This is a genomic window from Nonomuraea sp. B5E05 (genome assembly GCF_039880665.1).
Taxonomy (GTDB): domain Bacteria; phylum Actinomycetota; class Actinomycetes; order Streptosporangiales; family Streptosporangiaceae; genus Nonomuraea.
This window is the reverse complement of sequence record NZ_JBDPMJ010000025.1, coordinates 65,762-85,053: the sequence shown is the minus strand read 5'-3', so window position 1 is coordinate 85,053 and position 19,292 is coordinate 65,762. Positions and strand designations below refer to the sequence as shown.

The following is a 19,292-nucleotide window of genomic DNA, read 5'->3' as shown; positions in this document are numbered from 1 at the left end:
CGGGTGCGGTCAACCGCCATCCGGAGACGAGAGTGTCTCGGTTGACGTCGCGGATGGTCCGCCACCCCGCCGGCGTCGCCGTACACGCGCGCCGCGCTGCCGACAGGGTCTCGGACGGCCGTTGGGTGACCTACTCGGGAACGGATGGGTCCTGCACGCCGGGGTGCCGCGGGGCGCGGTACGTGGTGTCGTACACCGACGGTTTCATGGAGTAGTCCGGCACCGGGCGGCTGTCGAGCGGCACCATGGCACGCAGCGCCGCGCCGGACGCGATGGAGCCGAACGATCCGAGGGCCAGTGTGAGCCCCGGATTGCTCCCACCGGGGATGAGCTTGCGCAGCGCAGCGCCCGCGCCGGTGTTGTAGACGCCGCCGACCGAGGAGAAGATCGCCGCGTTCCGCAGCGCCTCGCCCAGCGGCTTGCCCTGGCTGAGATCGATCACAAACTGCGGGCTCGCCGTCGCGATGACGCCCATGCCCGCGTCCATGATCACGCTGTTCTTGGGGGTCTTGCCGATCCACCTGGTGACCGCGCCCAGCCGGGTGGCCGCCGACAGCCCGGACACCATCTGCCCTGACTTGGCGAGCGCGACGTACGAGCCGCCCCATTGGGTCACGAAACCCTGGCCGTTGGTCAGATTGCCGAAGCCGTTCGCCACCCAGCCTCCGGCCATGGACAAGGCGCCCATGCCCCAGTAGTTCGCCATCGAGGACCACGCGGGGCGGAAGAACGAGCCGGCGAGCGTCGTGTTCGGCGACGGAGCGAAACCCTTCGGGAGCACCCCGCGGATGATCGGGCTCCGGCCCATCGCGGTCACGGCGTTCCCGAAACGCGAGAGCCCGCGCATCCGGCGCAGTTGCTCCATGACCCGGCCGATCTGGCCGAGCGCGCTGCCGACGCCGCGGAGCGCGAGCAGGTGCCTGCCGACGACCGCGCTGGTGGCCGCCGCTGCGGTTCCCGACGCGCGCGCGACCATCGCCCAGCGCGCCCAGAGGCCCAGCGCGCCCATGCCGGCGGAGATGGCGGCGGAGATCTTGAGGTTCGTCCACAACATCTGGCGAATGTCGATCATGGCCTGCCTGGACGCGGCGGACGCCTTGGCCGCCTCACGAAGTGCGAGCGATCCGTTCTCGAGATTCGCGACCGCTCTGGCGAGCTCCTGGCGGTTCAGATGCCGGAACTCCATGTCCTTGACGTGATCGGCAGCCGTACCGATCCAGCGGCGCGCGTCGGCCTTCGGGGGCAGCCGTTCGTACACCTTCCGCAGGTCTGCCCTGGTCCTGTCCACCGCCTCGGCCATCGTTTCGAGCCGGCGGATGTCCCGCTCGTCGCCTACCGACTGCCACGCCCTCATCATGACCTGCAACAGCTCGCTGATGTCACCAAGAATCACGACAATCTCCCTACAAGTCAGCACGCACTTCGATCATGCCTTTATGTACTGAAATTTCACAAGGAGTCTCTTTCCCTCTACCTAGCGGCGGCTGTGAAGGGGGACCGAGGGGTTACGGATCGCGGCTTGGCCGAAACGGGCGGTTTCCGCTGGAATCAGTGCTTCATGCTCCGGCGGGTGCGGTGGCGGTGGACGCGCGGTAGACCATGGACACGGGCAGGACCACGTCCGCCGGCGACGTGGACGCGATGCGTTCGAGGAGCAGCCGGACGGCGGCCGCCCCCGCGTCGGAGAACGGCATGTGGACGGTCGTCAGCGGCGGGATGGTCCTGGCGGCGACCGGATGGTCGTCACAGCCGACGACCGAGCAGTCGTCGGGGACGGAGAGCCCGCGCTCGTGCAGAGCGTTGAGCACGCCGACCGCCATGAGGTCGTTCTGGACGTAGATCGCGGTGATGCCGCGGGCCCGGTCGAGCAGCCGGTGGGTGGCGGCGTAACCGCCCTCGACCTCCCACGCGCCGTCCTCGACGAGGAGGGGGTCGTAGGGCAGGCCGTGCTCGGCCAGCACCTCGCGGTAGACGGCGGTGCGCTGCCGCGCACTGTGCCGCTGCTGGAGGCCGGTCACCATGGCGATCCGGCGGTGGCCGAGCGAGAGCAGGTGGCGGATCGGGAGCGCCGCGGTGCCCGCGGGCTCGGGGGTGACGGTCGGGACGCCGCCGCCGGCGATGTCGTGCAGGCTGACGGCGGGCGGCCCGGCGCGCAACAGCCGCCCGACCTCCTCGTCCTCCTCGGTGGCCGGCGCGTTCATGATGATGCCGTCGACCCGGCGCTCCATCAGCACGCGCAGGTAGCGCACGCAGTCGGAGCCGTCCGGCTCGAGACTGCTGAGGATCACGCTGAGGCCGTGCTTGCGTGCTTCGCGCTCGACGCCGACGAGGGACAGCGCCGGGGTCGCGTTGCTGAAGTCGACGGTGATCACGCCAAGGGTCAGGGAGCTGCGTGACTGCAGGCTGCGGGCCAGCGCGTTGGGGACGTAGCCGATCTCCTCGGCGGCCTCGATGATGCGTTGCCGGGTGGCGGGGGCGACGGCGCCCTTGCCGTTGAGCACCTTGCTCACCGTCTGGAAGCTCACGTTGGCACGCGCGGCGACGTCCCTGAGCGAGGCCACGAGGGGTCACCTCCGGAAGGCGAACGTTCGCATGTGGCGGTGCGGCACCACTGCCGGACAGCGCAATTCTGCCACATCGCCAGGTCTGGACGGCTGGTGATGGGGGGTTGACGGAGGCAGGCGGGGTGACACAGCATAGGCGAACGTTCGCCTAAAGATGTGAACGCGCTTGCCCCGCTTGTTCATCGCTCCCGCATCGGTCCCGGCGGGAAGGAGAGGACCTCCATGACGACGTTCGGCCGTCGGCGATTCCTCGGGCTGTCCGGTGCCGCTCTCGCGGGCGCCTTCGGCGTCGCCGGGTGCACCCGCAGCTCGGAGCAGGAGGCCGCCCCGGCGGCCGGAGGCGGCGTACTGCGCTGGTGGGATCACTTCCAGCCGCTGAAACCGCTGAACGAGCGCATCTTCGCCGAGTACGGCAAGGCCAACCCGGGCGTCCGGGTGGAGCACGAGGTGTACAACCCGAACGAGATGGGCCAGGCGCTGCAACTGGCGTTCAAGAGCGACCAGATCGCCGACGTGCACACGATCGCCGGCCTCGGATCGTCCGAGGCGTCCCTCGTCGCGAGCGGCTGGTTCGCGCCGCTGGCGGGACAGGACACGATCCGCGCCAAGTTCCCCGCCGACACCCTGCTCGAAGGGCTGCACGTCTTCGACGGCAAGCTCTACACCTTCCCCTTCTTCACCGCCCGGCAGTACGCCACGCTCAACTGGTTCAACCGCGAGCTGGTCGAGAAGGCCGGCGGCGACCCCGACAACGGCCCGGCGACCTGGGACGAGTTCCGCTCCCTCGCCGCGCGGATCACCAAGGACGGCGGCGGGCAGGCCTACGGCTGGATCCAGGGCCTGCAGTTCCACGAACGGCTGCAGAGCCACGTGATCGAGCTGGCGATGTCCGCCGGCGCCCCGCTCGCCATGACCCCGGGGGCGAACGAGATGGGCCTGGTGGACCCGCGGACCGGCGACTACGCCTACGCGGGCGACCCGTTCGTCCAGACGCTGGAATTCCTGCTGTCCCTGGTCCGCGACAAGCTCGTGTTCCCCGCGTCGACCTCGCTGGACGCCAGAACCGCCCGGGCGAGGTGGGCGACCGGGGTGGCGGGCATGTTCTTCGACGGGTCATGGAACATCGGCGTCGTCAACGGGCAGTTCCAGCAGTTCCTCGGCAAGGTCGGCGTCGGCCCCGTCCCGTCGCCGAGCGGCAGGCCGGTCCTCTACGGGGCTCCCGCCCCTGGCCAGCTGTTCGTGTCCAGCCAGTCCGAGCGCGTGGAGGCGGCCTCCGAGCTGCTCGCCCGCTTCACCGGCCCCGAGTTCTACAAGGCGCTCGCCACGTACATGGACCAGGTGCCCCTCGACCTGGAGGCCGTCGCGACAGCGGACGTGCACCCCACGTACAAGCGGGCGGTCGAGCTGTTCGGCCAGGCCGTACGGCTCGCGCCCAGCCCCATCGTCCGCAACCCCGCCGTCGCGCAGGTGCTGACCGAGATGAAGGAGCCGCGGCCCACGCTCGGCGAGATCACCCAGGGCATCCTCAGCGGCGAGCTCACCGACATTCGCAAGACCCTGCGTGAACACACCGGCAAGCTCGCCGCCGAGCGGGAGCGCGCCACGCAGGTCGTCTCCAAGAAGGGCGTGAAGGTGAGCCTGGACGACTGGAAGTTCCCGAACTGGCGGCCGGGCGAGGACTACACGGCGGAGATGTACCGGACGTCATGAGCAGCGTGACACGACAGGCCCCGGCCCGCCGGGGGCTCGCCGCCAGGATCTGGTCGGAGCGGTGGGCCTACGCCTTCCTGCTGCCCACCCTGCTGTTGTTCGGCGCGTACACGGTCTGGCCGATCATCTCCAGCCTGTACTACTCGATGCTCGACTGGAACGGGCTGGGCGCCGAGCGGCCGTTCGTCGGCCTGGACAACTACCGTGAGGCGTTCGGCGACCCGCTGTTCTGGAAGTCGCTCGGCATCACGCTGACGATCATCGCGGTGACCGTGCCGCTGCGGGTCGGGCTGAGCCTGCTGATCGCGCTCGTCCTCAACAATCCGAGGCTGCCGCTCGCCAAACTGTTCAGGACGGCCCTGTTCGTGCCCGCGGTGACGACGACGGCGATCATCGGGGTGGTGATGGGGTTCATCTTCGACCCCGCCGGCGGCCCGGTGAACCAGCTGCTGCTCGACCTCGGGATCGTCGACCAGCCGGTCGACTTCCTCGGCGACCCCGCGTCCTCCCTGTGGACGGTGATGGGCGTCCACATGTGGAAGTGGTTCGGCATCACGCTCGTCTACTGGCTCGCCGCGCTCCAGACGATCCCCACCACGGTCTATGAGGCCGCCAGGACGGACGGGGCAGGGAGCTGGGCGGCGCTGCGCCACGTGACGCTTCCGCTGCTCAGGCCCTTCCTCATCATCATCCTTCTTCTCACTGCCATCGAGACCATGCAGATCTTCGACCTGGTGCTGACGATGACCAACGGCGGGCCGTTCTTCTCCACCCTCGCCACGGAGGTCTACATCTACCAGCAGGCCTTCGCCACCTCCACGCCCCGGCTCGGCTACGGGGCGGCGCTCGGCGTGCTGTTCGGGCTCGTCACGCTCGCCTTCGCCGCGCTCCAGGCCGCCGGCATCCGCTACGCCAACCGCGTGAGGAGCAGCCAGTGAGCGCCCCCCGTGGCCGCCGGGCCACCCGCCGCCGTCTCGGGATCTGGGCACAGGTGATCCTGCTCGCCGTCATCTGCGTGGTGTGGATCTATCCGCTGCTCTGGATCGTCTCCGCCTCCCTGAAGGACTCGCTGGGCGTCTTCTCCGGCGGGCTCGGCCTGATCCCCGACGCGTTCCACTTCGAGAACTACGTACGTGCCTGGCGGGACGCCGACTTCGGGCTCTACACCGTGAACAGCGTGGTCATCACCCTGGGGACGGTCGCGCTGGTCGTGCTGCGCTGCGCCCTGGCCGGCTACGTCATCGCCCGCAGGACCTTCATCGGCAAGCGGGCGGTCGTCGCCGTGCTGGTCGCGACGCTGTTCGCGCCGCACGGGCTGACCATCATCCCGGTGGTCGAGCTCAGCGACCTCATGGGGCTGCTGAACTCCCGCACCGGCATCGTCCTCGCCCTCGCGGGCACCGGCCACGTCGCCGCCGTCCTGCTCTACGCCGGCTACTTCAGCCGCGTCCCACGCGAGCTCGAAGAGGCGGCGATCATGGACGGCGCCGGCTTCCTGCGCACGTTCTTCCGCGTCATGCTGCCGCTGGCCGGACCGGTCACCGCGACGGTGGGCGTCATGACGTTCCTGGCGGCATGGAACAACTTCTTCCTGCCGCTGGTGTTCACCTTCAGCCGCCCGGACCTTCGTACGCTCTCGGTGGGCATGCTCGCCTTCCGCGGCACCAACTCCACCGACTGGTCCGGCCTGGCCGCCGCGGGCACCATCTCGCTGATCCCGCTGCTCCTCGTCTTCCTCGCGCTCCAGCGTTACTTCGTCGAAGGCATCGCCGGGGCCGTGAAGTCCTGACGCGCCCACCCTCGAATGAGAGCCATGAACCGACCGAACATCCTGCTCATCTGCACCGACCAGCAGCGCTTCGACGCGATGAACGCCTACGGCAACGACGAGATCGACACGCCCAACCTGGACCGGCTGGCGGAGCAGGGTGTGCTGTTCGACAACTGCTACGTGCAGTCGCCGGTCTGTGGCCCGTCCCGCGCCAGCCTGATGTCGGGCCGCTACGTCCACGCGCACGGCGCCTGGGCGAACGGCGTCGGGCTGCCCGCGCACGAGCGCCTGTTCTCGCGCGCCCTGGCCGACCACGGCTACGACTGCGGCCTGGCCGGGAAGTTCCACATCGGCGGCGCGTGCTTCGGCGGCCGTCTCGAACCGCGGCTGGACGACGGTTTCCGCGTGTTCCGGTGGGCGCACGACCCCTACCCCGGGTCGTCCGAGAACGCCTACCACCGGTGGCTTCGGGCCGTGCGGCCGGACCTGTACGAGACCGCCGCCCGGGCCGGATCAGGGACCGGCTTCGACACGCTCCCGACGGAGTTCCACTACAGCCGGTGGATCGGCGACGAGACCATCGACTACCTGCGGCGCTCACGCGACGCGGACAAGCCGTTCTTCTTCGTGGCCAACTTCTTCGACCCGCACCACGCGTTCGGCGCGCCGCAGGAGTACGTCGACCGTTACCGCGGCAAGGCCCTGCGCGGCCCGGTCACCCGTGACGACGAACTGGCCGGCAAGCCGCCCGTGCTGACCGAGGCCTCGCACCGCTCCTACGCCGGCCACGCCCGCGGCTACACCGAATACACCGAGTCCGAGCTGCACGACGTCCGGGTCAACTACTACGCGATGGTGAGCCTCGTCGACGACGAGGTCGGCAGGATCCTCGCCGCCCTCGACGAGGAGGGCCTGGCCGAGGACACCCTGGTCGTCTTCACCAGCGACCACGGCGAGATGCTCGGCGACCACCAGCTCATGTTGAAGGGCCCGATGATGTACGAGTGCGCCGTCCGGGTGCCGCTCGTCATGCGCTGGCCGGCCGGGCTGCCCGCCGGTGCGCGCCGGGCCGAGCTGGTCCAGTGGATCGACCTGGCGCCGACGTTCCTCGCCGCCGCCGGAGCGCCGCCGCTCCCCCGCGGGCAGGGGCTCGACCTCCTGCCGATGGCCCGGGGCGAGCGGGACGCGCCGGTCAGGGACTGGGCCCTGTGCGAATACCGCAACAGCGGCCACCCGTACGACGAGCCGGTGCACACCACGATGCTCAGGCACGACCGCTGGAAGGTCGTCGTCTATCACGGCCCGCCGTCCACGACCCGCGCCCGCGCCGGCGAGCTGTACGACCTGGAAAGCGACCCGGCGGAGCTGGACAACCTGTGGGACGACCCGGCCCATGCGACGACCCGGGCCGCACTCCAGGAGCTCCTGCTCGACGTCCTGGTGGCCACCGAGGACCGCAGCCAGCCGCGGGAGGCGCACTGGTGACGGCCGGCCTGCGGGCGGTCGCCCCTGCGGGCTCATGCGGCCCGCTCGGCGACGCGCTCGATGGCCTTGACGGCGACGCCGGGCTGGTCGGTGTAGATGTAGTGCCCGCTCTTGGCGGCCGTGCTCAGCCTGCTCTTGCTGGAGATCGCGAGCCACTTGCGCTGGCCGGCGCTCCAGGCCTTCTCCAGGCGCCTGCCGTACGTGGGAATGGCGGCCAGGTAAGGCTGGCCGTGCTTGATCACCTCAACCGGGATCTTGCCGGCGGAACGGACCTTGCCGTCGGCGACGACGAGCTTCTCGGGGTTCTGGCCGGCGAAGATGGCGAGTTGCTGGGCGCGCACCTGGGCCGCCGGGCCCTTGGCCGACTTGGGGATCACCCGGGCGATGTCGGCGCCCATGGTGGAGGGGGTGGCGTCCAGGAGCACCAGGCCCTTGACGCGGTCCTTGTGGCCGGGGGCGTAGCGGGCGGCGATGAGCCCGCCGAGCGAGTGGCCGGCCAGCACGACCGGGCGGTCCCCCGCGATCTGGTCGAGCACGCCGGTGAGGATCCTGCCGGTGCTCGCGAAGCTCTGCGGGCCCTGCGGCTTGTCGCTGGCGCCGGCGCCCAGCCGGTCGTAGGAGCAGACCCGGTTCTTCGCGCTGAGCGTCTTCTGCAGGGCGGCCATCTTGGTCAGGTCGTCTCCGCCGCCGTGCATCAGCACGATGACCGGCTTGCCGTCGGCCGCCTCACCCGAGCAGGACACGTTGACCCTCTTGCCGGCGACCTTGATCTTCTTGGTCCCGGAGATCAGGTCGGCCTTGATCTGCCGCTCCACGACGGCGAAGGGGTCCCATTCCTGCGCCATCGCGCCTCCGCAGGTGACGACTCCCGCGCCGAGCGCGGTGGTGCACAGGGCGGCGACAACGGATGCCTTGATACCGAACATGACGTCCTCCGGGGAGAGCGAGTAGGGGAAGCGGCTTCGAGCGCCGCGGCTACGTCGGTAACGCTACGGATCGGAGGGGTCCCTCAGCGTCCCCGCACGGTGGACATTCGCCTGTAGCTCGCACGGGGGACAAGCCCGCGGCGGCGAGGCGGCCGTTCCGCCTGTCCCCCGTGCGAGCTACTCGGGAGTGTCCACCGTGCGGGGACGACTCCAGGCCGCCGGATCTCTAGCGTTCTGCGCACAGCCGCGGCGCTCCGGTCGCGCAAGCTCGTGAAGGAGTCGCCATGCGACCGTTGAAGCAGCCCGTGGCCGCCTGCGACCGCCGCCCCATCCCGATCCGGCGGCACAGCGCCAGGGCCGAGACGAGCGCTAGGCTTCCCCGATGATCCATCTCCGGCGGATCGCGGACCTGTGGCGGCGGTACGACGTCACGCTCCGGGATTTTCCGTTGGCGCTGCTGCTGCTCATCGGCTCGCTCCTGCCGGAGTTCCAGGGCCACGGAACCCAGATCGGGGTCCTGCCGACCCGCGACTACGACGCGCCGGCCGTCCTGGTGGTCGCGCTGGAGTGCCTCCCGCTCACCGTGCGCCGCCGGTGGCCGGGCGTCTGCATCGTCCTGGTGTCGCTCGGCTTCTCCCTCGACCAGCTCCTCGGCGTCCACGCGATGGCGGGCATCGCCCTGCCGATCGCGCTCGTCAGCGTGGGCGCCCATCTGGAGCGCCACCGCCGCGCCACCGCGATCCTCCTGTCCGTCGCTTTCGTACCGCTCATCGTCGCGCTCGACCAGCTCGGCTCGGGCGAGCCGCTGGCGGACATCGTGCTGCTCTACGTGGTGCTGGCCCTCGCCTGGGGCATCGGGTCCTGGCTGCGTTCCGCCCGCGCCGCCGAGGCCGAACGGCGCCGCCACGTCGCCGCGGCCACCCGGGCCGCCGAACGCACCCGCATCGCCCGCGAGCTCCACGACGTCGTGACCCACCACGTGACGGCGATGGTCGTGCAGGCCGAGGCCGCACGCTACCTGACCGCCGCACCCGAACGCCTCGACGTGACCCTGAGCGCCGTCACCGACACGGGCCGGCGGGCCATCGCCGACCTGCGGCACCTGCTCGACCTGCTCAACCCCGACCACGACACCGACGGCAGGACACCGTCCGCCGGCGACCTCCACGGCCTCATCGAGCAGACCCGGCAGGCCGGGCAGCCGGTCGACTTCGCCGAAGAGGGCAGGCCGCCGGAGTCGGCGGGCAGCGCCGAGTTCGTGGCCTACAGGGTCGTGCAGGAAGCTCTGACCAACGCACTCAAGTACGCCCACGGCAGCCGCACCGAGGTCCGCGTGCGCCATGCCGAAAAGGAGATCAGCGTGGAGATCAGCACCGACGGTTCCGGGACAGCCACCCGCTCCCCCGGCGGGAGCGGGCGTGGCCTGGCCGGGCTCCGTGACCGCGTCGACGCCCTGGGCGGCGAGTTCAGCGCGGGCCCGCGGCCGGACGGCGGCTTCCTCGTACGGGCCCGCGTCCCCGCCGGGAGCCCGTCGTGACCGCGCCGGTCAGGGTCCTGGTCTGCGACGACCAGGCGCTGATCCGCACCGGGTTCTCGACGATCATCGACGCGCAGCCCGACCTCGAGGTGGTGGGCGAATGCGGGGACGGCCGCGCCGCGATCGAGCTCACCCGCCAGGTGAACCCCGACATCGTCGTGATGGACGTGCGGATGCCGGTGCTCGACGGCATCGAGGCGACCCGCCGGTTGGCCGGCGCCGGGGTGACGCAGCCCGTCAAGGTGCTCGTGGTGACGACGTTCAACCTGGACGAGTACGTGTACAAGGCCCTGCGCGCCGGGGCCAGCGGGTTCCTGCTCAAGGACGCCCCACCCCAGCAGCTGCTGCACGGCATCCGCACCGTCGCCTCGGGAGCCGCGCTGCTGGCTCCCGAGGTCACCCGGCAACTCGTCGGCAGGTACGCGGCGCGGATCCGCCCCGCCGAGAGCACACCGGACGAACCCGCGCTGACCCCGCGCGAGCTGGAAGTCCTGCGCCTCATCGCCGACGGCCTGTCCAACAGTGAGATCGCCGCGTCACTGGTGATCAGCCAGGAGACCGTCAAGACGTACGTGTCGCGCATCCTCACCAAGCTCGACCTGCGCGACCGCGTGCAGGCGGTGGTGTACGCCTACCGCAGGGGCCTGGTGACCTGACGAGCGTGCGTACTCCGGCCTGGCTTAGCGTGGCCCGGTCAGGCGCCCGGGGGCAGCCAGGTGCGGATCTGGTCCGTCAGCGGGATGGGCGCGTCGTACTGCATCAGGTGGCCGGCGCCGTCGATCAGCGCCAGGTCGGCGCCGGGGATCAGGGCCTGCAGCCGGTGGCCGATGTCGCTGGAGAGCCAGGTGTCCTGGGCGCCCCACAGGATGCGTACGGGGATGTCGATGCGGCCCAGCTCGCGCTCGTTCTCTTCGAGGAAACGTTCGTCGTAGCCGGCGATCTGCCGGTAGAAGGCCGGCTGGCCGTCCTGCCCGATCCAGGGTTGGACGAGCTGGTCGAGATCGGCTTCGCGCAGGCCGCGGTGGCTGGCCCCCTGGATGTAGGCGCGCACGACGGCCTCGTGGATGTAGGCCGGCAGCTGGCCGAGCAGGTCGGGGTGCTCTCCGACGTACGTGAAGAACGGCGAACCGGCGGGCGGGATGGCGACGACGTCGACGAGCATGAGCGAGGCGTAACGAGCGCCCTCGTTCAGGTGGGCGCGCAGCGAGACGGCGCCGCCGAAATCGTGGGCGATCACGTGTGGCCGGTCGAGGCCCCAGTGCCCGAGCAGGGCCGCGAAGGCCTCGGCCTGCACGCCGAAGTCGACCGGATGCCCGGCATGTTTCGACGACTGGCCGTAGCCCGGCATGTCCCACAGGTGAACGGTGAAGTCGCGGCTCAGCGCCTCGGCGAAAGGCCGCCACACAAGCGATGAGAACGGTGTGCCATGGCAGAACACCACGGCGGGGCCGGATCCCGCCCGCCCCCAGGCGATCTGCCGTCCCTGCCAGTCGAAACGCTCAGTCAGCTTCATGCCCACCCACCCTAGTAATCGCCTCGGCGCGACGGTCACCGAGCACGCGGGACGCCCTCACTCAGCAGCCCCGCCCTCCTGCGGCGCCCACCTCATGGTGAACAGCTCGTAACCAGGGGCCTGGCCCGGCAACACCCCCGCTGGTGCGGCCCGCAGGCCGTCGAGCGCGATGGTGATGATGCGCTCTCGCGCGTTCAGCGCGGCGTCGTACAGCTCGGTCCGGCCCTGGCGCTGCAGCTGCTCCTGCAGGGGGGACTTCGAGAGTTGTTCGATGAGCAGTTCGAGGTCGACCGCGGTCACCTCGGCGCGGAGCACCCCTGCCATGTGGGCGCGTGCGACGAGCTCGGCCACCGCGCGATCGCCCCGCTCCGCCAGCTCGGTCATCTCTTCGGTGACGTCGAAGGTGCCGGCCACCGGCGCCAGCGAACCCGGGCCCGACCGGATGGACGCCATCGCGTAGTGGATCAGGCCCTCCCACGGATCGTCCATGGCCAGGCCCTCGTTCGCCGCGTCGAGGTATTCCCGCAGGGCGATCAGGCACAACCGCTGGAACAGCTCCTGTTTCGTTCGGTAGCGCCGGTAGAGCGAGCCCACTCCGACGCCCGCCCGGGCCGCGATCGCCGCCACCGACGCGTGGGCGCCGTCCGCCGCCAGCACCTCGCGGGCCGCACTCAGCAACGCCCGGTCGTTTCTGGCGACCTCCTCGCTGCGCCATGAACGCGAACGTGTCATGGCGGCAGTCTACCCATTTGCGGAGTGCTCCGCTCCGCGTTTATGGTTCGTTGCGGAGCGAATCACTCCGCAACTGAGGAGGCGCCATGGCAGCGAGCACATCCGACATCGAGGACAGCGAGCCGGCGCCCCGGCGCGGCCGGCTGCCCCGGCCTCTCCGGCCGTTCCGCACGGGTCACTACCGGCTCCTCTCGACATCGCTCGCCCTGAGCCTGGCCGGCAGCGGCATGTGGGCGGTCACGGTGGCGTGGCAGGTGATCGCGATAGGGGCGGGCCCGTCCGAGCTCTCCCTGATCGCCGCCGCGAGCGGCATCGGACTGGTCGGTACGGCCCTGCTGGGAGGTGTCGTCGCCGACCGAGCGTCCCGGCGGCGCATCATCCTGATCGCCCAGATCGCCAAGGCGGTGGCCATCGGCTCGGCCGCGGTCACCGGCTCCATGGGCCTGCTCACTCCGGCACAGCTCGTCGCGGTCGCCGCGGTCCTCGGGATCGCGGACGGATTCTTCTATCCCGCCTACTCGGCGCTCGTCCCCGTCGCGGTCGCCGAGGACGACCTGCTCGCGGCCAACGGGATCGAGAGCATGTTGAGACCGACGCTGATGCACGCGGTCGGGCCCGCCGCCGCCAGCGCGCTGATCAGCCTCTTCGCGCCGAGCATGGCCCTGGCGGGAATCGCCGGCGCGCATCTCCTCGCCGCGGCGTGCGCGATCGGCATACGCCGTTTCGAGCCGCGCACGACGACCGTACGCGGACCGGAGACGCGCACGACCACCGAACCCGATACACACGCGGCCACCGAACCCGGGCCGGGGACGCGCTTCCGCCTGGCGCGCGCAGGTGGTCACGTCCGGTCGGCGGTGGGCGACCTCGGCGCCGGGTTCGCCTACCTTCTCTCGACTCCGTGGCTGATCGCGACGCTCGTGTTCGCCGTCACGTTCGTCCTGGTGACCAACGGGCCTGTCCAGGTCCTGCTGCCGTTCGTCGTCCGCGACCAGGGAATGGGCGGGCCGCAGGAGTTCGCTCTCGCCCTCGCCTGCCGAGGTGTCGGCGGGGTGGCCGGCTCGCTCGCGATGTCCGCGCTGCCCCTCCCCCGCCGCTATCTGTCGGTCATGCTGCTGGCCTGGGCCGCGGGCTGCCTTCCGCTCCTCGCTCTCGGGTCGACCGACCGGCTGTGGATCATGATGGCCGCGCTGTTCGTCCACGGCGCCCTGACCTCCGCCGCAATGGTCATCTGGGGGACGCTCCTGCAACGCCGGGTGCCGCCCGCCATGCTCGGCCGGGTCTCCAGCCTCGACTTCTTCGTCTCGCTCAGCACGGCTCCCCTGTCGATGGCCCTGGCCGGGCCGGCGGCGGCCGCCTGGGGAAACCAGTGGATCTTCCTGGTGGCGGGCATCGTCCCCATGGTGGTCGCCGTGCTGGTCGTCACGCTCGCCCGCCTCCCGCGCGACGAGACCGACCAGCCGCTCGACCGGACGAGATGACCGTCCGCGGGGGCGCCGCCCGTCAGGTCCGTGCCGCCATCGTGCCGTCGCGCAGCGCCTTCAGCGCGCCGCCCCAGGCGACGACCTCATCGAGCATGGCGGTGGCGGCGTGCACCCGGTGAGCCGCCGGCTTGAACGTGCCGAAGTTCTCGAAGTCGCTGCCCAGGAACAGCGCGACCTGAGCGCCCACGCCCGCCACCTTCAGCTCGCCCATGATCAGGCGCAGGTGCTCCACCGCCCGCGTGCCGCCCACGCTCCCGTAACCGACGAATCCGGCCGCCTTGTTGTGCCACTCGCCATAGAGGAAGTCGATGGCGTCCTTCAACGCGCCGGAGATCGAGTGGTTGTACTCGGGCGTGACGAACACGTACGCATCGAAGGAGGCGATTTTGTCGGCCCACCTCCTGGTGTGGGGAAGGTCGCGGCGGCCCATCGCGGGCGGCATCGCCTCATCCAGGTGCGGCAGGCCGAAGTCCTTGAGGTCCACGAGTTCGAACCGGGCGTCGTCGCGTTCCGCGGCGAGATCGTGGATCCAGCGGGCCACCGCCTCCCCATTACGCCCCGGACGTGTGCTGCCAATGATGATCGCAACATCGATCATGAGTCGCCATTCCCTTCGGCCCAGACCCGCGTCTATCGGAGCGAATCGCTCCGATAGAGCGCCACACTATCCCGGAGCGTTTCGCTCCGCAATTGGGAACCGGCGGGGGCGGCACGGGCATGGCGGCGAGAGCCTGGGCGACGGCGTACAGGTTGGACGCCATGGCGCGGCCGGTCCTGTGGGACCAGTCGTCCTGTTCGAGCCGGCGCAGTGCCTCGCGCACGGCACCGCCTGGCCTCCGTCCCGGGGCTTGGGGGTCCGTTCCACCATGGTGGCGGCCGGGCAGACCCGCACGAAGATCCGAAGTCCGCCTAGACTGGGCACTCGGCATAATCTGGCCCGTAAAAGGATTGATCATGGCTGACGAGAGCCTGAGTGAACACAAACTCCAGCCGCACGTGCCCCACACGGCACGGATCTGGAACTACTGGTTGGGCGGCAAGGATCATTTTCCCGTCGATCGGGAGGTCGGTGACCGGGTCAAGAAGATCTTCCCGGTGGTGGTCGAGCTCGCGCAGGCCGACCGGCTGTTCCTGGGGCGGGCCGTGCGCTACCTGACCGCCGAGGCGGGCATCCGGCAGTTCCTCGACATCGGCACCGGGCTGCCCACCCAGGACAACACGCACGAGGTCGCGCAGCAGATCGCTCCCGAGACGCGGGTCGTGTACGTCGACAACGATCCGCTGGTGCTGGTCCACGCGCGAGCCCTGTTGACCAGTTCGGAGGAGGGCGCCACCTCCTACATCGACGCCGACGCGCATGACCCGTCCTACATCCTGCGCGAAGCGGCCAAGACGCTGGACTTCTCCCAGCCGGTGGCGATCATGCTGCTGGGCATCATGCACTTCATCAGCGACGACGACGAGCTGCAGCGGATCATCGACGAGCTGATGGCCGCGGTGCCGTCCGGGAGCTACGTGGCGGTGGCCAACACCACCACAGCGGTCAACGGCGAGGCCACGGCCGAGGCGGTGCGCGTGTGGAACATCGACGCCCAGCCGAAGTTGAAGCTGCGCACCCCCGAGCGGATCGCCGAGTTCTTCGCGGGCTACGAGATGGTGGAGCCGGGCTGGGTCTCCTGCTCGCGGTGGCGTCCCGAGCCGGAGTGGGACGGCAGCCTGCCGGTCGAGGTCGACCAGTGGTGCGGGGTCGTCCGCAAGGCGTAGACACCACGAAGGGGCCCGGCGCAGGTCACCGACATACTCCCGCTATACCGGGCGCTCCTACTCTTGCGGGCGTGTCTCTCAGCAGATCCTGGACCAGGACGTTCGCCGCGTTGGCTCTGGCCGCTCCGCTGCTCGTGCTGGGTCCGCAGGCCACCGCGGACTCCCTTTCGGATGTGGAGTGTCGGCAGGTGGAGCGACGGCGCCTGGGAAGTGGGGCCGCGGTTCTCCTACGCCCATGCGGGCCTTGAGAGCGTGCAGAGCGCTGTCAAGGCCGGCGACTACGCCCTGGCCAAGCGGAGGTTGCTCGACTACTACCGCGCGCGTCCGGCCGCGTCGGCGGGCAACTTCTCGCACACCGCCTGGCCGGGCGCCCTGGAGCTGACACCCGACCACATCTGGACGCTGGACACCGGCGAAATCTACATCGCGACGCTGACGGTAGGCCCTGAGGAGACGACGGTCACGGCCGACGTGACGGGCAGCGTCACCGGCGGAAGGACCGGATTCTTTCTGATGAGCCGGTACAAGGACGCGGTCGTCGCGCGTTTCAACAGCAAGTCGAAGGGGTCGGGCAAGCCCACGCTGCGCCTGACGCTGGCCGACGGCTCGGCGAAGACCCTTCACCCGTCGCACGACACCTACATCTGGGCGGGCAACCCCGGCACCGCGTACGGCGACAAGTACCTGATGCAGGTCAGCGACCAGGGCAAGGGCCCGTTCAGCGCGGCGACGCGGAAGGCGTACCTGCAGTTCGACCTCGCCGGCCTGCCCAAGGTGACGAAGGCCGAGCTGTCGCTGACCGGCTCGGCCGACGCGAAGAAGGACGTCATGCTGTACGGCAACGGCGACACCTTCACCGAGACCTCCCGTACCTGGTCCAACACCGTGCAGTACACCTACTCCTGGCAGGGCGACCCGGGAGGTTTCGACTGGAAGCAGCCGGCGGGGGCCGACAAGGAATATCTGGTGCAGCTGCCCCGCTTCTTCTTCGCCGGGCCGCTGGCGGTGGCCTACCGGGAGACCGGTGACGAGAAGCACGCGAAGGCGCTCATCGACCTGATGACCGACTTCGTCAAGGACGCCGACGCCTACGATCCCGACGAGGGGGCGGGATCGTACCCGAACAGCCTGTCCGTGGCGCGCCGCGTGCAGAACTGGATCGCGGCGTACGAGATCCTGCGCACGAGCCCGTCGCTGACGCCCGAGGCCAACACCGAGATCCTCAAGGCACTGAACAGATCCGGTGTGCACCTCGAGGAGAGCGTGCAGGGCGCCCCCAACTGGAAGCAGACCCAGAAGGTCGCACTGCTGCACACCGCCGTGTACTTCCCGGAGTTCTTCAGGGCGCCGAAGTGGCGCGCCAACGCGGTGGCCTTCCTTGAGGGGCAGCTCGACGATTCCACCTACCCCGACGGGGGCTACTGGGAGGCGACGGACGGCTATGCCCGCGCCTACGCCTCCCAGTACGTGGACATCGCCCTGTTCATGCGGGAGCACGGGATGGAGTTCAGCACCGCGACCAAGGCCAAGCTCCGCAAGCTGGCCCGGTTCCTCATGGACCAGGCCTTCCCGAACGGCCACGGCCCTGTGTACGGCGACAGCGAGCCCAAGGACCTGCGCTCGACGCTCAGAAGGCTCGGAGAGCTGCTCGGCGACGAGGAGCTGATCCATGTCGGCACCTCCGGCGCCTCCGGGCGGGAGCCCGCGCACACCTCGTCGCTGTATCCCGACACCCGCGTGGCGGTGTCCAGGTCCGGCTGGACCCCCGAGGATTCCTACCTGCGGCTCAATGCGGATCGGGGCAACCACAGCCATGCGGACGAACTGGCGATCACCGCCTACGCGTACGGCAGGCCGCTGCTGCCCGACATGGGGACGTTCAACTACAGCTCGGACCCGCGCGCGCAGTGGCTGCGGAAGAGCACGGAGGCGCACAACACCATCGAGATCGACAACCAGGCGCAGAACTCGAAGGCCGCCGGGGCGATCACCCACTGGATCTCCAACTCTGCCTTCGACCTGATCGGCGCGCACACCGAAGCCTCCAAGGGGGCGCTGCACGAACGGTCGGTCCTGTCGCTGCCGTCGGGCCTGTGGGTGGTCTCCGACCGGTTGAAGCCCTCGGACGGCGCGGCCCACCACTACGAGCAGAACTGGCACTTCGCCTCGGAGGCGAACCCCTCACTCAGGTCCGGGCAGAAGGCGGCGACCACGGCCTTCGGCGACGGCGCGAACATCAGCGTCGTGCCCGCCGACCCGGGCAAGCTCTCCGCCTCGTTGAGGGACGGCTCCTACGCCCCGGCCATGTACCGGGTGGAGGACGCCGAATACGCGTCCTATGTCAAGACGGCCGCGGGCAGGACGACCTTCGACACCCTTTTGCTGCCGTCCCGGGGAGCGGCAGACCCTTCCGTGGCGGTGGAGCGCATCCCGGTCGGCTCCATCCCGACGCACCAGGCGACCGCGCTCGGCCTGGGGCTCGGCGAGCGGGGCGACGCGATCTACTACAAGTCATGGACGACGCCGGCATCGCGCTCGTTCGGGTCGTACACCTTCGACGGGAAGCTGCTCTACGCCCAGACCGGCGCCGCCGGCCAGTCGATCGTGATGGTCGACGGCACGTCGATCGAACGTGACGGCGCGATCCTGGTCGCGTCTCCCGAGCCGGTGAAGGACCTGGCCGTGCAGGTCGGCGCGGACGGCACCGTACGCATCGACGGCAGCGGATTGGCGGCGAGCGTCGATCCGGCAGAGGCCATCGCGATCGCCGCGCCGGACGCCGCCGAGGTCGTGCTCAACGGCACGCCGGTGCCCTTCCACCGGAACGGCCGGCTGATCTACGCGGCCGCAGCACGTTGAGGATCGCCGGACGCGTGAGGTCATGTGGGTCGCCGGCGGACCTGCTTCTGTTCGCGGACGATCGCGCCGGTGTCCGCGACGGGGCCCAGGTGCCCGAGCTTGTCTGGATTGACCAACGAGCGGATGGTCTGGATGCGTTCGTCGAGGATGTCGAGGGCCCAGGCAGTGATGATCCTGCCGTCGCTGTCGCGGACGATCGCGCCCGGCTGGCCGTTGACCTCGCGCGGCTCGACCACGGCGCCGATCTGGGTGATGAACGACGGCACGGCGGCGGCCAGCACCCTGATGACCTTGTCCATGCCGGCGACGCGGCGCGGGCCACCGACCTTGCCGCCGCCGTCGTTGACCAGCTGAACGTCGGCGGCGAGCAACTCGCGCAGCCGGTCGACGTCCCCTTCCTTGAGCGCGTCGAAGAAGCGCCCGGCGAGCTCCTCGCGCTTCCTCCGGTCGGTCTCGAACCGGGGCTGTCCCTCCTGCATGTGACGGCGTGCCCGCGACACGAGCTGCCGGCAGGCCGCCTCGGAACGGCCCACCGCCGAGGCGACCTCCGCGAACTCGAACCTGAACACGTCCCTGAGCACGAACACGGCGCGTTCGAGCGGGCTGAGCCGCTCCAGCAGGAGCAGTGCCGCCATCGACACCGAGTCGGCCAGCTCCGCGGAGCGTTCCGGGTCGTCGTAGGGGTCGGCGAGCAGCGGTTCGGGCACCCACGGCCCGACGTACTCCTCCCGGCGGACCCGGGCGGAACGCAGCACGTCGATCGAGATCCTGGTGACCGTCGCCGACAGGAACGCCTTGGTGGATCGCGGCTGCGACGAGGAGGTCGCGTAGCGCAGCCAGGCCTCCTGGACGGCGTCCTCGGCCTCGGTCACGCTGCCCAGGATCCGGTAAGAGATCGAGAACAGCAGCGGTCGCAGCTCCTCGAATTCCTGCTCTCGCGTCATCAC

The 19,292-nt window shown here is 70.1% G+C and carries 16 protein-coding genes; 9 read left to right on the top strand and 7 right to left on the bottom strand.

What is annotated here, in order from left to right; all coding sequences use genetic code 11:
* Window positions 1-130: 130 nt before the first annotated feature.
* On the bottom strand, window positions 131-1,393 hold the full coding sequence (locus ABGB01_RS35500) for a hypothetical protein (protein WP_347777950.1): 1,263 nt from the start codon (window positions 1,391-1,393) through the stop codon (window positions 131-133).
* Between the two features lie 163 nt (window positions 1,394-1,556).
* The gene (locus tag ABGB01_RS35495) at window positions 1,557-2,561 is read right to left on the bottom strand and encodes a LacI family DNA-binding transcriptional regulator (protein WP_347777949.1); all 1,005 of its coding nucleotides are present in this window, start codon (window positions 2,559-2,561) and stop codon (window positions 1,557-1,559) included.
* Window positions 2,562-2,786: 225 nt separating this feature from the next.
* Here ABGB01_RS35495 and ABGB01_RS35490 point away from each other — a divergent pair, with 225 nt between their 5' ends.
* The 4 genes from ABGB01_RS35490 to ABGB01_RS35475 are packed head-to-tail and all read left to right on the top strand — an operon-like array spanning window position 2,787 to window position 7,530.
* Window positions 2,787-4,274 carry an extracellular solute-binding protein gene (locus ABGB01_RS35490; RefSeq protein ID WP_347777948.1) on the top strand — a complete coding sequence of 496 codons (1,488 nt, stop codon included), beginning with the start codon at window positions 2,787-2,789 and terminating at the stop codon, window positions 4,272-4,274.
* Window positions 4,275-4,279: 5 nt separating this feature from the next.
* The gene (locus tag ABGB01_RS35485) at window positions 4,280-5,212 is read left to right on the top strand and encodes a sugar ABC transporter permease (RefSeq protein WP_347777947.1); all 933 of its coding nucleotides are present in this window, start codon (window positions 4,280-4,282) and stop codon (window positions 5,210-5,212) included.
* Complete coding sequence (locus ABGB01_RS35480) at window positions 5,209-6,063, top strand: carbohydrate ABC transporter permease (RefSeq protein ID WP_347777946.1); 855 nt, start codon at window positions 5,209-5,211, stop codon at window positions 6,061-6,063. The genes ABGB01_RS35485 and ABGB01_RS35480 overlap by 4 nt, the downstream gene beginning before the upstream one ends.
* 24 nt (window positions 6,064-6,087) lie before the next feature.
* Window positions 6,088-7,530 (top strand): sulfatase-like hydrolase/transferase, encoded by a 1,443-nt coding sequence (locus tag ABGB01_RS35475; RefSeq protein ID WP_347777945.1) that lies wholly within the window; start codon window positions 6,088-6,090, stop codon window positions 7,528-7,530.
* Window positions 7,531-7,562: 32 nt separating this feature from the next.
* Here ABGB01_RS35475 and ABGB01_RS35470 read toward each other — a convergent pair whose 3' ends face one another.
* Window positions 7,563-8,456, bottom strand: coding sequence for an alpha/beta hydrolase (locus tag ABGB01_RS35470; RefSeq protein ID WP_347777944.1), 894 nt, complete (start codon window positions 8,454-8,456; stop codon window positions 7,563-7,565).
* A 382-nt stretch (window positions 8,457-8,838) separates the two neighbouring features.
* Here ABGB01_RS35470 and ABGB01_RS35465 point away from each other — a divergent pair, with 382 nt between their 5' ends.
* Together ABGB01_RS35465 and ABGB01_RS35460 are read left to right on the top strand one after the other, a co-directional pair.
* Complete coding sequence (locus tag ABGB01_RS35465; RefSeq protein WP_347777943.1) at window positions 8,839-9,993, top strand: histidine kinase; 1,155 nt, start codon at window positions 8,839-8,841, stop codon at window positions 9,991-9,993.
* Complete coding sequence (locus ABGB01_RS35460) at window positions 9,990-10,649, top strand: response regulator transcription factor (RefSeq protein WP_347777942.1); 660 nt, start codon at window positions 9,990-9,992, stop codon at window positions 10,647-10,649. The genes ABGB01_RS35465 and ABGB01_RS35460 overlap by 4 nt, the downstream gene beginning before the upstream one ends.
* Before the next feature lie 38 nt (window positions 10,650-10,687).
* Here ABGB01_RS35460 and ABGB01_RS35455 read toward each other — a convergent pair whose 3' ends face one another.
* Window positions 10,688-11,506, bottom strand: coding sequence for an alpha/beta hydrolase (locus ABGB01_RS35455; protein ID WP_347777941.1), 819 nt, complete (start codon window positions 11,504-11,506; stop codon window positions 10,688-10,690).
* A 57-nt stretch (window positions 11,507-11,563) separates the two neighbouring features.
* Window positions 11,564-12,238 (bottom strand): TetR family transcriptional regulator, encoded by a 675-nt coding sequence (locus ABGB01_RS35450; protein ID WP_347777940.1) that lies wholly within the window; start codon window positions 12,236-12,238, stop codon window positions 11,564-11,566.
* A gap of 86 nt (window positions 12,239-12,324) precedes the next feature.
* Here ABGB01_RS35450 and ABGB01_RS35445 point away from each other — a divergent pair, with 86 nt between their 5' ends.
* Window positions 12,325-13,719 carry an MFS transporter gene (locus ABGB01_RS35445; RefSeq protein WP_347777939.1) on the top strand — a complete coding sequence of 465 codons (1,395 nt, stop codon included), beginning with the start codon at window positions 12,325-12,327 and terminating at the stop codon, window positions 13,717-13,719.
* Between the two features lie 22 nt (window positions 13,720-13,741).
* On the opposite strand, the gene ABGB01_RS35440 is transcribed toward ABGB01_RS35445, so the two are convergent.
* Window positions 13,742-14,320, bottom strand: coding sequence for an NAD(P)H-dependent oxidoreductase (locus ABGB01_RS35440; RefSeq protein WP_347777938.1), 579 nt, complete (start codon window positions 14,318-14,320; stop codon window positions 13,742-13,744).
* 356 nt (window positions 14,321-14,676) lie between these two features.
* Here ABGB01_RS35440 and ABGB01_RS35435 point away from each other — a divergent pair, with 356 nt between their 5' ends.
* Window positions 14,677-15,486, top strand: coding sequence for an SAM-dependent methyltransferase (locus tag ABGB01_RS35435; protein ID WP_347777937.1), 810 nt, complete (start codon window positions 14,677-14,679; stop codon window positions 15,484-15,486).
* Window positions 15,487-15,738: 252 nt separating this feature from the next.
* Window positions 15,739-18,345: a heparinase II/III family protein gene (locus ABGB01_RS35430; protein ID WP_347777936.1), complete on the top strand. Its 2,607-nt coding sequence runs from the start codon at window positions 15,739-15,741 to the stop codon at window positions 18,343-18,345.
* Window positions 18,346-18,365: 20 nt separating this feature from the next.
* Here the strand turns inward: ABGB01_RS35430 and ABGB01_RS35425 are convergent, their stop codons facing one another.
* Window positions 18,366-19,289 (bottom strand): RNA polymerase sigma-70 factor, encoded by a 924-nt coding sequence (locus ABGB01_RS35425; RefSeq protein WP_347777935.1) that lies wholly within the window; start codon window positions 19,287-19,289, stop codon window positions 18,366-18,368.
* Between the last annotated feature and the right edge of the window lie 3 nt (window positions 19,290-19,292).